Here is a 13,645-nt window from a genome sequence, read left to right as displayed (position 1 = left end):
GGAAGAAATCATGCCCAAAGTCCTCATCGCCGACCAGATGTCCCCCAAGGCCGCCGAGATCTTTCGCGCTCGCGGCATCGAAGTCGATGAAATCACCGGCCTGTCCAAGGACGAGCTGATCGCCATCATCGGCAAGTACGACGGCCTCGCCGTGCGTTCCGCGACCAAGGCCAACAAGGACGTGCTTGCCGCGGCGACCAATCTGAAGGTCGTCGGGCGTGCCGGCATCGGCGTCGACAATGTCGATATCCCGGCGGCCAGTGCGCGCGGCATCGTCGTCATGAACACGCCGTTCGGCAATTCGATCACCACCGCCGAGCATGCCATCGCCTTGATGTTCGCGCTCGCCCGCCAGCTGCCCGAGGCCGATGCCTCGACCCAGGCCGGCAAGTGGGAGAAGAACCGCTTCATGGGGGTCGAGCTGACCGCCAAGACGCTCGGGCTGATCGGCGCCGGCAACATCGGCAGCATCGTCGCCGACCGTGCGCTCGGCCTGAAGATGAAGGTCGTGGCCTATGACCCGTTCCTGACGCCGGAGCGCGCCACCGACCTCGGCATCGAGAAGGTGACGCTCGACGAGCTGCTGGCACGCGCCGACTTCATCACGCTGCACACGCCGATGACCGATTCGACGCGCAACATCCTGTCGGCGGCGAACCTTGCGAAGACCAAGCCGGGGGTGCGGATCATCAACTGCGCGCGCGGCGGTCTGATCGACGAGGAGGCGCTCAAGGCCGGGCTCGACAGCGGCCATATCGGCGGCGCGGCGCTCGACGTGTTCGTGCAGGAGCCGGCCAAGGCCTCGCCGCTGTTCGGCACACCGAACTTCATCTCGACGCCGCACCTCGGCGCCTCGACCGACGAGGCGCAGGTCAATGTCGCGATCCAGGTCGCCGAGCAGATGTCGGACTTCCTGCTGACCGGCAGCGTCGTCAACGCCTTGAACGTGCCGTCGCTGTCGGCGGAGGAAGCGCCAAAGCTGCGGCCGTACATGACGCTGGCCGAGAAGCTCGGCTCGCTGATCGGGCAGCTGACCGGCGAGGGGCTGAGCGCGGTCACCGTCGAGGTCGAGGGTGCCGCTGCGGAACTCAACATCAAGCCGATCACCGCTGCGGTGCTGACCGGGTTGATGCGGTCGCACTCGGACACCGTCAACATGGTCAACGCGCCGTACATGGCCCGCGAGCGCAACATCGAGATCGCCGAGGTCCGCCACGAGCGCGACACCGACTATCACACGCTGGTTCGCGTCACGGTGCGGACGCCGGACGGCGAGCGATCGGTGGCCGGCACGCTGTTCGCCGGGCGCGAGCCGCGGCTGGTCGAGATCATCGGCATCAAGATCGAAGCCGAGCTGTCGGGCGCCATGCTGTTCGTCGTCAACGAGGACAAGCCCGGCTTCATCGGCCGCATCGGCACGACGCTGGGCGAGGCGGGGGTGAATATCGGCACCTTCCACCTCGGGCGGCGCGATGCGGGGTCGGAAGCGGTGTTGCTCCTGTCGGTGGACTCGGGCATCCCCGAGCCGTTGCTGTGGTCGGTGTGCCGCTTGCCGGGAGTTAAGACTGTGAAGGCGTTGAAGTTCGGATGACACCCGGCCTGCTCCCGGAGGGCCTGCGCGACCGCCTGCCCCCGGAAGCGGAGGCGGCGGCGGCGCTGGTCGCGACCCTATTGGGGACGCTGGCCAGCCATGGCTATGAGCGGGTGCAGCCGCCGTTGATGGAGTATGAGGAGAGCCTCGCCGGGCGGTTGGCGAACACCGACCGGCGGGAGCTGCTGCGCTTCATCGATCCCGTGAGCCAGCGGACGCTGGCGCTGCGGCCCGACATCACCGGGCAGGTGGCGCGGATCGCCGCCACGCGCCTGGCGCATGTGCCGCGACCACTCAGGCTGAGCTACGCCGGGCCGGTGCTGCGGGTGAAGGGGTCGCAACTGACGCCCGAGCGCGAAATGCTGCAGGCCGGGGCCGAGCTGATCGGCTCGGACTCGGTGGCGGCGGTGGTCGAGATGCTGCGGCTGGCAGTCGAGGCGGTGACCGCGGCGGGGCTGACCGGGCTGACCGTCGACCTGACGATGCCGAGCCTCGTCGGCGAACTGGCGGCGGTCTGGCCGCTGGCCGAGGGCAAGCTGACCGAGGTTCGCGCGCGGCTGGACGGCAAGGATGTCGCCGGACTGCGGGCAGCGGGTGGTGCGGCGTACGAGCCACTGATCGCGGCCGCCGGGCCGGTCGACAGCGCGCTGGCGACGTTGCGCGGGCTGGCGCTGCCCAGCGCAATCACGGCTCACATCGACGATGTCGCGGCGGTCGTCGCAGCGCTGCCCGCTGGACTGCCGGTGACGCTGGACCCGACCGAGCGACACGGCTTCGAATATCAAAGCTGGATAGGCTTCTCGCTGTTCGCCGCCGGAGTGCGCGGCGAGGTCGGGCGCGGCGGCAGCTACCAGGTCATCCACGAGACCGGCGACGAGCGCGCCGTCGGCTTCTCGCTGTTCGTCGACGGGCTGGTCGACGCCGGACTCGGGCTGGTCGAGCGGCGCCGCGTTTGGCTGCCGTTCGGGACCCCGGCGGATGCGGGAGCCGAGCTTCGCGCGCAGGGCTGGATGACGGTTGCCGCGCTGGATGCCGACGCGCTGGTATCGGATTGCAGCCACCGCTGGACTGCCTCGGGTGTCCAGGTACAGGAGCCGACCCATGGCAGACCATGATATCGGCGTGCTGGTCGGCAGCCTGCGCCGCGCATCGTACAGCCGGCGCGTGGCGGAGGCGCTGATCGCCCTGGCCCCGGCCCATCTGCATTTCACGATGGTCGATCTGGCACCGTTGCCGATGTACAATCAGGATCTCGACGACGACAAGACGCCGCCCGCCGAATGGACCGCCTTCCGCGAACAGGTCCGCCCGTTCGACGCCGTGCTGTTCGTCACGCCGGAGTATAATCGCTCGGTACCGGCGCTGCTCAAGAACGCCCTCGACATCGGATCGCGGCCCTATGGCGCCAGCGTCTGGAGCGGCAAGCCTGCGGCGGTGGTCAGCGTCACCCCCGGCGCGATGGGTGGCTTCGGTGCCAACCACGCGCTGCGCCAGTCGCTGGTCTTCCTCGATATGCCGGCGATGCAGCAGCCCGAAGCCTATATCGGCAACGCCGCCAAGCTGTTTGCCGACGACGGCAGCGTCGTCGAAAGCTCGCGCGCCTTCTTCACCAGCATCGTCGACAAGTTCGCGACCTGGATCGACAAAACCGCATGACCGGGAACAAGTAAAATGGCCAACGTTGTCGTCATCGGAGCGCAATGGGGCGACGAGGGCAAGGGCAAGATCGTCGATTGGCTGTCGGAACGCGCCGACGTCGTCGTGCGCTTCCAGGGCGGCCATAACGCCGGTCACACCCTCGTCATCGGCGAACAGGTCTACAAGCTCAGCCTGTTGCCCTCCGGCATCGTCCGCGGCGCGCTGTCGGTCATCGGCAACGGCGTCGTCTTCGATCCCTGGCACTTCAAGGCCGAAGTCGAGAAGCTGCGCGGGCAAGGCGTCGCCATCTCGCCCGACATCCTCCAGGTCGCCGAGACCTGCGCGCTGATCCTGCCACTTCACTCCGACCTCGACGGCCTGCGCGAGGATGCCTCGGGCGCGGGCAAGATCGGCACCACCCGCCGCGGTATCGGCCCGGCGTATGAGGACAAGGCCGGCCGTCGGGCGCTGCGCGTCTGCGACCTCGCCCATCTCGACAAGGCCGGCCCGCAACTCGATCGCCTGCTAGCGCACCACAATGCGCTCCGTGCGGGCTTCGGCATCGAGGCGGTCGACCGCGACGCGCTGGTCGCCGCGCTGGAGGAAATCGCGCCGTTCGTGCTGCCCTATGCCGCCCCGGTCTGGGCCGCCCTCGGTGACGCCCGTCGCGCCGGCAAACGCATACTGTTCGAGGGCGCGCAGGGCGTGCTGCTCGACGTCGACCACGGCACCTATCCGTTCGTCACCTCCTCCAACGTCGTCGCCGGGCAAGCCGCGGCGGGCAGCGGTATGGGGCCGGGCGCGATCAACTATGTGCTCGGTATCGTCAAGGCGTACACCACCCGCGTCGGCGGTGGCCCCTTCCCGACCGAACTGGACGACGCCATCGGCCAGCGCCTCGGCGAGCGTGGCCATGAGTTCGGCACCGTCACCGGGCGCAAGCGGCGCTGCGGCTGGTTCGATGCCGTGCTGGTCCGCCAGGCCGCGCAGGTCAGCGGCGTCCACGGCATGGCGCTGACCAAGCTCGACGTTCTGGACGGGATGGACGAGCTGATGATCTGCACCGGCTACCGGATCGGCGACCGCGAACTGTCCCACCTGCCCGCGCACGCCGCCGACCAGGCCGCGGTCGTCCCGATCTACGAGCGCTTCGAAGGCTGGAGCGAGTCGACCCGCGGTGCGCGCAGCTGGAGCGAGCTGCCGGCGCAGGCGATCAAGTACATCCGGCGCATCGAGGAACTGACCAACTGCCCGGTGGCGCTGGTTTCGACCTCGCCCGAGCGCGAGGACACGATCCTGGTGCGCGATCCGTTTCTTGACTGAGGCGCGATCGATCCCAGGCGGCGCGCCTAAGTCCCTGTCTTAGTGTTAGCGGCGGATCCAGCCGGGGATCAGCAGGGCGTCGATCAGCCACCAGACGCCGACCACGCCCCAGATCAGGAAGCCGAGGCCGAACCAGAAGGTCAGCCAGCCGAGCCCGTGGAGCAGCAGCATGATCAGCCCGGTGCCGACCCGGCCGGTGATGAAGCGGTGGCCGCCAAGGTTGCCCAAGAAGAACCACACGACATAGGTCAGCACGGTTGCTGAAACTGGGTCTGCCGGCTCACCGACGTTGCGGTCGCGGGGTCGTTCGATGACTGACATGGCGCTCCTCAATCGGTGTGTTACCCGACTAAGATAGCGCGAATGTCGCTGATTTAAAGGGCTGGTACGCCTGTAGCGGTCCGGGTGCTAGCCGAAGCGAACTGTGGTGGCGCGGCGACGCATCGAGGCGCCGATCATGCCGAAGCCGACGATCATCAGCGCCCAGCTGGCCGGCTCGGGCACCACGGCGGCAACGTTCTCGAGGCCGTACAATGACACTGCTATGCTCGAATAGCCCTGGTAGCCGCTGGTCCAGCTGTCGCCGCCGTTGCGGGTCTGGGCACCGCCGTCGATAGCGTCACCGGCGCTGAGATAGACCCGGAACTGCGTCGTCACGGCCTGCAGCGCGATGTAATAATCGCCGGCGCCGAGCTCCAGCGAGGGCATAGAGAACTTTGCCAGCGACAGGTCGTAATAGCCGAGCTCGTCGACGCTCAACACGGTCAGTGACGTGATCGCAGAACGTTTTCCGGTCGCCAGCAAGGTCCCCGGCATGCCGGCAGTGCCGTCGGCTGCGAAGACCATCCAGTTGATCGACCCGATGTCGGTCACGCCCGGTGCGGTATAATTGGTGACGCCGCCGCCGCTGAGCACGGTATCCGCGCCGAGGCTGAACTTCTGCGCCGCGTAGTTGCCGCCGAAGTCGAGCATCGAGGCGCAGGTGGTGTTGTAGACGCAGTGTCCGGTGCCGGTGAACGTCGACTGGTTATCGAAAACGGTATTGGTCGCGGCCAGTGCGGGCGCGCTCAGCGCCAATGTTGCAACGAAAGCGAGGATATTACGCATGGCCAACTCCGGATTCTGTACGGAGCACGCCAAGCAAGGTTCGTGCCATGCAGAGTCTGTGAAGATGCCCTTGGTGCCAGTCGTTAACGCGCCGATATGAGTGTAAGGCGGACCGACAGTCTGACTTAAGGTATTATGAAGATAAGATTTTCGTATCTCTCAACCGCACTGGCCGCGGTGCATCAGCCGGGCGTCCGCAAGGACCAGCGCCATCATCGCCTCGGCCACCGGCGCTGCGCGGATACCGACGCAGGGGTCGTGGCGACCCGTGGTGACGATGTCCGCTGCCTGCCCTGACTGGTTGATCGTCTCGACCGGTGTCAGGATCGACGATGTCGGCTTCAGCGCCATGCGGACGATGATCGGCTGGCCGGTGGAGATGCCACCCGCGGTGCCGCCCGCATGGTTGGACAGGAACATTGGCTTGCCGTCCGGGCCGGGACGCATTGCGTCGGCATTGGTCTCGCCGCGCAACCGGGCCGCGGCGAACCCGTCGCCGATCTCGACACCCTTGACCGCATTGATGCTCATGCACGCCGCCGCCAGTTCGCTGTCGAGCTTGGCATAGACCGGCGCGCCCCAGCCGGCGGGTACCCCGGTAGCGACGCACTCGACGATGGCACCGAGGGATGAGCCGGACTTGCGGGCCGCGTCGAGAGTGACCTCCCAGGCCGCAGCCGCCTCGGCATCGGGGCAGAAGAACGGATTGCGGTCGATCTCGGCATCGTCGAAACGGTCGCGGTCGATCGCGATGCCGCCGAGCTCGACGAGATAGGCGCGGATGCGGACCTGGGGAATGACCAGTCGCGCGACGCCGCCGGCTGCGACACGCGCCGCCGTCTCGCGCGCCGAGGACCGCCCGCCGCCGCGTGGATCGCGGAAACCGTATTTGGCGTCGTAAGCATAGTCGGCGTGGCCGGGACGATAGCTGGTCGCGACGGCGCTATAGTCCTTGGAGCGTTGGTCGACGTTGGCGATCATCAGGCTGATCGGTGTGCCGGTGGTGCGGCCCTCATAGGTGCCCGAGAGGATCTGAACCTGGTCGGGCTCCTGCCGTTGGGTGGTGAAGCGCGAGGTGCCAGGACGGCGCTTGTCGAGCCAGGGCTGCAGGTCCGCCTCGGTCAGCATCAGCCCGGGCGGGCAGCCGTCGACGATGACGCCCAGCGCCGGCCCGTGGCTCTCGCCCCAGGTCGTGAAGCGGAACGCCCGGCCGAAGCTGTTGAACGACATCGCCGGCTAGCGCGTCGCGAGCACGGCGACGGTAGCCAGCGAGGTGAACAACGTACCGACGATGGTGGCGATGTCGCGCGCGATGTCGAGCCCGAACAGCGGGTCGATGTTCTTGGGCACGATGATCGTCGAGCCCGGCGGGATATTCGCGGCGGCGGCAGTACGCTGCCAGCGGCCCTGCTTGAGCGGCTGCGAGGTGCCGTTCGGCAGGACGACGAAGATGCGCTTCTTGTCGGCGCTGAACTGGGTGCCGCCGGTCTCGCCCAGATAATCGGCGATGGTCTTGCCCTCGACGAACTGCAGCGCGCCGGGGTTGTTGACGTCGCCGAGTGCCAGCACGAAGTTCGGGCGCTTGGGCACATAGATCGCGTCGCCGGATTCGAGCACCGTATCGAGGTCGGGACGCAGCGCCAGCGCGCGTGGGTCGGCCTCGACAACGACACGCCCGGGTGCCTCGACGGTGGACAGCTGGGTAATCAGGCCCTGTGCGGCGATCAGCGAGTCGCCGCCGCCCTGCCCGGTCTTGCGCGCCGTTGCCGCCAACAAACCGCTGGTCAGCTCGCGCCCGGTCCGGCGGAAACCGTCCTGTTGCAGTTCCTTGACGCTGCGCCGCGTGAACACTGTGCCGTAAGGGTAGGAGTATTGCGAAAGGCCACCGGCCCGGGCGATCAGCTGGGACAGCGTCTCGCCCTTGCGGATCGAGTACAGGCCGGGCCGCGCGAACTCGCCGGTCAGCAGCACGCCACCAGGCTCGTACTGCGGCTGGGCGGCATTGAAGCGCACGTCGTCGCCGGCGGAAATAGTCGTCGACGCGAGCACGGTACTCGACGGATCGACGGGGATCTGCTGCTGAGCGGCGACCCCGTCCCTGCCGGCGTGGGTGATATCTAGGGTCAGTGACGAGGCGTTGACCAGCAGGCCCTCGGCCGCGGCGGACAGGTCGCGGGCGCTGACCGGACCGGCGATCGGATAAGCACCGGGACGGCGGATCGAACCGCTGACCGCGACGGCATTCTCGATCAACACCGGCAGCAGTTCGGGCTCCTCCTCGAACACGGCCGGGCAACGTCCAGTGTCGCGCACGCTGCGCGCCGACTGGCCTAGCGTCGGGTCGGCGTCAGTGTCACGGTAACGATCCCAATCCCGGTCCTGATACTGATACTGGTCGCTGCCATCGTCGGCATTGTTGGTGCTGGTATTGGTATTGCGCAACGCGTTGGCGCGCGCAGCTTCCTGCGAGGTCATCGCCGTTGCTCCGCCGGCACGTGCCAGGCCGACCTGATCCGGACCCGAGCGCAGGCTGTCGTCGTTGCGAATGGACGTCTGCACCCCGCCGACAGCACCGACATCGCTCTGTCCGTTGCGCTCGACGATGAAGCTGCCGCGCGTCACTGCACTGAACCGCGACGACTGTGTATCGCGAACCAGGGCTTCGAGCCGGTCGAGCGAGGTGCACTCGCGCAGCGAATTGGGCTGGCCCAGCACAATGCGGCGCACCGGCGAGCGGTTGAGAAACTCGATGTCGGAGCGGCTGAAGACGTACAGCCGGTCATCGCTGCGCAAGGCGACACCCGGCGTCGAACGCAGCGCGGTCAGCAGGTTGACCGGCTGGAAGACGCGGGCCGCCGTCTCGGGATCGCGGCGCACCAGGACCGCCATCGGCAGGTAGGTATCGAACTTCAGGTCGGAGACACTGCCAAGCAGGTCGCGCACCGTTGGGGCAGCGCCCAGCGCGCGCGGCCCAGGATTGGCAACATAGCCCCTCAGCAGAACGCGGCCCGACGCACCGCCGGCACTGCCGCCGGTCAACTGGATCGCGTCGCCGGGGAGCAAGGTGCTGGTCAACAGGGCTTGCGGCACGAAGGATTCGGAGCCGTCGGGCCCGATCCGGCTGATCGCCACGGAGTTGCCGCGGGGACGCAGTGGCCCGCCGGCAAAATCGAGCAGAGCGCCGACCGAGGTGCCGCGCCGGATTTCGTAGATGCCCGGGCGCGCGACGTTGCCGGCGACAGCAACGGTATCGCCGATCACCGGCACGATGATCCGGTCGCCATCGCGCAGCCTGACCGAAGGCGGCGTGCCGATCCCGAGCAGGCCGTAAAGGTCGACCGTGATCGTCGCGCCGCCGCGAACGATGCGGATATTGCGGAGTGAACCGGTTCGACGCACGCCGCCGGCCTGCGCCAGCGCGGCGCTGATATCGGCGAGCGACGTCAACTGGAACTGCCCGGGACGCTCGACCTCGCCGCCGACGAACACCGTCGCGGCACGCACGCCGCCGAGCGAGACATAGACGTCGGTACCGAGCAGCGTGCGCCGGGTTGCCGCCGCCAGATCGGCGCGCACCGCACCAAGTGTACGACCGCTGGCCGGGATCGGCGGCAACGGGTTGACGACCAGCCGGCCTTCGCGATCGACGCGAACCGTCTTGCTGTCGTTGGTGGCGCCCTGAAATTGCACGACGACGTCGTCGCCGATACCGATGACGTAGGAGTCGCTTACCGATCCGGTCAGCGGGCCCGGGCTGCCTCGCACCGACTGAAACAGTTCATAGCCGAACTGGCGCAATGTCGGATCCGACAGGCGGTCGCGGAACTCGCGCTCCACCGGCGACGGCGTGTACAGCCGCGCGATGGCGTTGCGCGATTGCAGCCGCCGCAGTTCCTGCTCCTCGGGCGTGTCGAGGCGCGTGGTGCCTAGGGGGTCGGCGGCCGGAACGCTTGCCTCCCGCGCACGATCGATCGGACTGATCGGGTTCTGCGACGTTCCGCCTGCGCCAAGTTGGCCCTGCACCTGCTGCAGGATGCGCGGATCGATCGTCTGGGCCAGTGCTGCCGACGCGAGCATGAGCATCGCGGTTGCTACCGCGGCAGTGCCGAGCCGAATTGGCATTATCACTCCACCCGCTTGTCGAACGCGGGGTTTAGGGTTGGTGGCGTACGGCGTCAATCGACGCGAAAATGCAGGTGGCCGTGAGGAAGTCGGAATCGGCTTTAGCGCCCCGCAGCCGATTCGACGACGGCATCGGCATGCAGCAGGGTCGCGCGAACTGCGTCGGAGTCGCGATCGCCCGGCGCGGCCGTAGCCTCGCTCATCAAGTCACGATCGACATGCGCAAAGCGTTGGCCGATCGTCCCCATGCCCTGAGTACCCAGCGAGGGGATGACCCAAAGTACCCCGGAAAGGATCACCGCAGCCAGGACTGGGTAAAAGCTCGAACGCATCGTTGCTAACTCATCATTCCGAAACTTCGGGGAGCATTGAACCGACAATGTGTCCGTTGCGTGAACGCTAGAGACCCCGAGTTAGGCGAATTGATGCAGTGCGGCAAGCCTGTACACGCCGGCCGGCCCGCTCATCGCGCCCGAGTGTTGCTAATTTACCCGCGAACGAGTGCGGCGTAATCGGCCTGAAGCTGCCGCGTCAGCGCACCGACTTCGAACCGCCACGGTCCAATCTCGGCCAGCGGCGTAACCTCGGCCGCACTCCCGGTCAGGAATGCCTGCTCGAAAGTCTCAAGCTCCTCGGGCCAGATCACGCGCTCGACGACCTCGATGCCACGATGCTGCGCCAGCCCGATGACGGTCCGTCGGGTGATACCGTCGAGGAAGCAGTCGGGAGTCGGCGTGTGGAGCTTGCCGTCCTTGAGGAAGAAGATGTTGGCGCCAGTCGCCTCGGCGACCTGGCCGCGCCAGTCGAGCATCAGGGCGTCGTCATAGCCGGCCGCCGCGGCAGCATGCTTCGATAGGGTGCAGATCATGTACAAGCCGGCAGCCTTGGCCTTCGTCGGCGCGGTATAGGGCGCCGGGCGACGCCACGGCGCAACGTTGAGTCGGAGCCCCTTGGCCAGCGCCTCGTCGCCGAAATAGGCACCCCATTCCCAGCAGGCGATGGCGAGGTGCGGCTTGGTCTTTTGCGCGGCGACGCCCATCTGCTCCGAACCGCGCCAGGCGATCGGGCGTACGTAGCAGTCGCTGAGACCGTTCGCGACGATCGTCTCGTTGGTCGCGGCATCGATCTGGTCGAGCGACCAGGGAATGTCGAAGCCAAGCAGCTTGGCGGAGTTGACCAGACGCTCGCTGTGCTCACGCAGCTTGAACACCGTGCCGCCATAGCAGCGCTGGCCTTCGAATACCGCGCTGGCATAGTGCATGGCGTGCGTCAGGATATGGATATTGGCCTCGCGCCAGGGCCGCAGGGCACCGTCGAACCAGATGAAACCGTCGCGATCGTCGAAGGTGGCCTCGATCACATGCTACTCCGGACTTGTTTGTTTATATCACAGAATGGTTGCCGCCGGTAACATTGTGTGTAAAATACGTCAACATGGCTGACGCACTTTCCTTGGTCCCCAAAGCCGGCGCATCGCCACTGTTCTTGCGCGAGGCCGAGATCCGGCGCGGGATCGAGCTGCTGTATTTCGGCTACAGCAACATGATCCGGGGTGCCGACGACATGCTGGCGTCGAAGGGATTGGGCCGGGCGCATCACCGTGCGCTGTACTTCATCGCGCGTCGGCCAGCGATGCCGGTCAGCGACCTGCTGCAACTGCTCAACATCACCAAGCAATCGCTGAGCCGGGTACTGGGCGAGCTGCAGACCAAGGCGCTGGTGGTCACCGAGGTCGGTGCCCGTGACCGGCGGCAGCGGCTGCTGCACCTGACGGCCGCCGGCGCTGCACTGGAGGCGCAACTGTTCGTCGAACTGCGAACCGGCATGGCCGCAGCCTATGCCGCAGCCGGCCAAGGCGCGGTCACCGGCTTCTGGGCTGTACTGTCCGGCTTCATCCCGCCCGAGGACCGGCCGTTGGTCGAGGCGCTGCAGTCGACCCTGTAGGCGTCAGGCGACCGATCCCGACTGGAAACGCGCGCCCCAGCGCTCAGCTCGCTCCAGCGCCGCGTCGAGCGCCTTCATGGTCGCGCCAAGGTCGGGATCCTCGTCGTCCAGCCAGGTCCGCGACACCTGGACCATTAGGATCGTCAGCGCCTTGACCCGCAGTGGCCCGAGCCAGCCGCCGGTATCGACCCCGGCTGCCTGGGCAATCCGGGCGATCGAGACCGGTGCGGTAACCATGAAGAAGGCGACAAGGCCGGGATCTCGACGTGCGGCTTCCGCGACAACCCGGATCGCAGGCTTTGAGTCCTCGGCGGCATCAAAGCGCGCCATCATCAGGCCGAACAGCCGGTCGCGGATGCTGGCGTCCTTGTCGGCCCCGGCCTCGCCGAGCGCGGCGCGGTCGAGACGGCGCTGCATCCCACGCAACGCGCTCCAGCGGTCGGGATAGACTGCTGCCACGTCCGCCGGGCTGACCTCCGCAAGTACCGCGGCGCTGTCGATGCGGGCCAGCACCCAACCGTCACGCTCGATCGCTGCCAGCCAGCCGTCCAGTATCTGATCGTCGGTCGCCATGTTGCGACCCTAAACCGGTCTGCCGAGTTCGAGGGAGCGGTTTTGCGCCGCAGCCACGGTCGCCGTGACCAGTCGGTCGAGCGCGGCGTCGGCGCCAAGCACGGCCAGTCCCGCCGCCGTCGTGCCGTTCGGACTGGTCACGGCGATCCGCAATGCCGTCGGATCTGCCTCCCCGGTCATCGCCAGTGCCGCCGCGCCGCCGACCGTGCGCAGCGCCAATTCGGCGGCGAGCTTCTCGGGCAATCCGCCCGCGACGCCAGCCGCGGCAAGCGCCTCGATGAACGCAAATACATAGGCGGGGCCCGAGCCCGACACGGCGGTCACGGCGTCGAACTGGCCCTCGTCGTCGAGCCAGACCGCTGTTCCCGCCGCAGCCATCAATGCCTCGGCAGCTTCTCGCCCGGCTGCCTGCGGAGCGAACAATGCAGTGACCCCTTGGCCGATGCGCGCCGGCGTATTGGGCATGGTACGAACCACCGCCCTGCCCTCGAACAACGAGCTTAGTGTCGCGCAAGTCGTGCCGGCGAGGATCGAAACGACCAGCGTATCAGGCTTCAACCGCGCCAGCAGCGGCACCGCGGCCTCCGCAAGCAATTGCGGCTTGACCGCCAGTACCAGCACGTCCGGGCCTGTTCCGGCCGGAGCCGCCGCGCCAGCGTCAACCCCGTTCGGCAAGTCGCGCGGGCTGGGGTCGATGATCGTTATCCGGGTCAGCCCTGCCGCAACCCAACGGTGCAGTAGCGCGCCGCCCATGTTGCCGCAGCCGAGCAGCCAGACGCTGCCGATCCGGGTGAGGTCCGGGCTCAAGCCTCGCCGACGGTGTCGAGCAACGCGGCGGCCATGGCATCGGCCGGCGTCTTGCCCGCCCACAGTACGAACTGAAACACCGGGTAATAGCGATCGCACTCGTCGACCGCCGCTTCGACCAGCATCTCGGCCTGGCCGAGCGTCAGGTCGATGTCCTCGTCCTCGTCATCGCTATCGAGCAGGGTCGCGTGGCGGAACAGCAAAGCACCGTCCGCCGACCACATCTCGAAATGACCAATCCACAATTGCTCGTTGATCAGGCCCAGCGTCTCGTAGATCGCGGCACGCTTGCCGTCGGGCACGCGCAGTTCCGGCATGGCGATAAGCTGGAGGACGTGCTCCTCCTCTCGCCACAGCGCGCGGAGCTGATAGGTCGCCCACTCGCCAGTGACCGACGCTGTGATTTCCTCGTCGCCGCTACGCTCGAAGGCATGGCCGTTCGCGTTGAAATAATGCTCGAGCATATCGATCGGCGCGGCTGGCGCCGGGGAGAAGGCGAAGTCGACGTTCATGCCCGACACTCCTGCCTGGTAATTGCGC

General features: G+C 67.2%; 14 protein-coding genes. 5 read left to right on the top strand and 9 right to left on the bottom strand.

Going from position 1 to position 13,645, the window contains the following annotated elements; translation table 11 throughout:
- Positions 1 to 10 precede the first annotated feature (10 nt).
- From serA to ACOFKW_RS09835, 4 genes are read left to right on the top strand one after another with little or no spacing between them, the layout of a single operon-like run.
- A complete protein-coding gene (gene serA, locus ACOFKW_RS09850) occupies positions 11 to 1,591 on the top strand; it encodes a phosphoglycerate dehydrogenase (RefSeq protein ID WP_419813977.1) in 1,581 nt (526 codons plus the stop codon).
- Positions 1,588 to 2,706 carry an ATP phosphoribosyltransferase regulatory subunit gene (locus ACOFKW_RS09845; RefSeq protein WP_419813976.1) on the top strand — a complete coding sequence of 373 codons (1,119 nt, stop codon included), beginning with the start codon at positions 1,588 to 1,590 and terminating at the stop codon, positions 2,704 to 2,706. Before serA ends, ACOFKW_RS09845 begins: the two co-directional genes overlap by 4 nt.
- Entirely contained in the window at positions 2,693 to 3,247 is a 555-nt protein-coding gene (locus tag ACOFKW_RS09840; protein ID WP_419813975.1) for an NADPH-dependent FMN reductase, read from the top strand. The genes ACOFKW_RS09845 and ACOFKW_RS09840 overlap by 14 nt, the downstream gene beginning before the upstream one ends.
- 15 nt (positions 3,248 to 3,262) lie before the next feature.
- The gene (locus tag ACOFKW_RS09835) at positions 3,263 to 4,552 is read left to right on the top strand and encodes an adenylosuccinate synthase (protein ID WP_419813974.1); all 1,290 of its coding nucleotides are present in this window, start codon (positions 3,263 to 3,265) and stop codon (positions 4,550 to 4,552) included.
- 45 nt (positions 4,553 to 4,597) lie between these two features.
- Here the strand turns inward: ACOFKW_RS09835 and ACOFKW_RS09830 are convergent, their stop codons facing one another.
- The 6 genes from ACOFKW_RS09830 to ACOFKW_RS09805 all read right to left on the bottom strand — a co-directional run bounded on the left by ACOFKW_RS09830 (position 4,598) and on the right by ACOFKW_RS09805 (position 11,141).
- Positions 4,598 to 4,873 (bottom strand): hypothetical protein, encoded by a 276-nt coding sequence (locus ACOFKW_RS09830; RefSeq protein ID WP_419813973.1) that lies wholly within the window; start codon positions 4,871 to 4,873, stop codon positions 4,598 to 4,600.
- An 87-nt stretch (positions 4,874 to 4,960) separates the two neighbouring features.
- Positions 4,961 to 5,659: a PEPxxWA-CTERM sorting domain-containing protein gene (locus ACOFKW_RS09825; protein ID WP_419813972.1), complete on the bottom strand. Its 699-nt coding sequence runs from the start codon at positions 5,657 to 5,659 to the stop codon at positions 4,961 to 4,963.
- Positions 5,660 to 5,818: 159 nt separating this feature from the next.
- Entirely contained in the window at positions 5,819 to 6,889 is a 1,071-nt protein-coding gene (aroC, locus tag ACOFKW_RS09820) for a chorismate synthase (protein WP_419813971.1), read from the bottom strand.
- 6 nt (positions 6,890 to 6,895) lie between these two features.
- Positions 6,896 to 9,781: an SLBB domain-containing protein gene (locus ACOFKW_RS09815; protein WP_419813970.1), complete on the bottom strand. Its 2,886-nt coding sequence runs from the start codon at positions 9,779 to 9,781 to the stop codon at positions 6,896 to 6,898.
- Positions 9,782 to 9,882: 101 nt separating this feature from the next.
- On the bottom strand, positions 9,883 to 10,113 hold the full coding sequence (locus ACOFKW_RS09810) for a hypothetical protein (RefSeq protein ID WP_419813969.1): 231 nt from the start codon (positions 10,111 to 10,113) through the stop codon (positions 9,883 to 9,885).
- A gap of 155 nt (positions 10,114 to 10,268) precedes the next feature.
- Entirely contained in the window at positions 10,269 to 11,141 is an 873-nt protein-coding gene (locus ACOFKW_RS09805; protein ID WP_419813968.1) for a branched-chain amino acid aminotransferase, read from the bottom strand.
- A 74-nt stretch (positions 11,142 to 11,215) separates the two neighbouring features.
- On the opposite strand from ACOFKW_RS09805, the gene ACOFKW_RS09800 reads away from it, so the two are divergent.
- Positions 11,216 to 11,725 (top strand): MarR family winged helix-turn-helix transcriptional regulator, encoded by a 510-nt coding sequence (locus tag ACOFKW_RS09800; RefSeq protein WP_419813967.1) that lies wholly within the window; start codon positions 11,216 to 11,218, stop codon positions 11,723 to 11,725.
- A 3-nt stretch (positions 11,726 to 11,728) separates the two neighbouring features.
- Here the strand turns inward: ACOFKW_RS09800 and ACOFKW_RS09795 are convergent, their stop codons facing one another.
- Genes ACOFKW_RS09795 through ACOFKW_RS09785 form a run of 3 tightly spaced genes read right to left on the bottom strand, consistent with a single transcriptional unit; the run spans position 11,729 to position 13,617 of the window.
- On the bottom strand, positions 11,729 to 12,298 hold the full coding sequence (locus ACOFKW_RS09795; RefSeq protein ID WP_419813966.1) for a hypothetical protein: 570 nt from the start codon (positions 12,296 to 12,298) through the stop codon (positions 11,729 to 11,731).
- Positions 12,299 to 12,307: 9 nt separating this feature from the next.
- Positions 12,308 to 13,105, bottom strand: coding sequence for a pyrroline-5-carboxylate reductase (proC, locus tag ACOFKW_RS09790; protein WP_419813965.1), 798 nt, complete (start codon positions 13,103 to 13,105; stop codon positions 12,308 to 12,310).
- A complete protein-coding gene (locus tag ACOFKW_RS09785; protein WP_419813964.1) occupies positions 13,102 to 13,617 on the bottom strand; it encodes a YbjN domain-containing protein in 516 nt (171 codons plus the stop codon). The genes proC and ACOFKW_RS09785 overlap by 4 nt, the downstream gene beginning before the upstream one ends.
- Positions 13,618 to 13,645: the final 28 nt, after the last annotated feature.

Source organism: Glacieibacterium sp. (assembly GCF_965200405.1).
Lineage (GTDB): Bacteria > Pseudomonadota > Alphaproteobacteria > Sphingomonadales > Sphingomonadaceae > Glacieibacterium.
The sequence above is the reverse complement of the archived record's forward strand: the minus strand, read 5'-3'. Positions and strand labels throughout refer to the sequence as shown.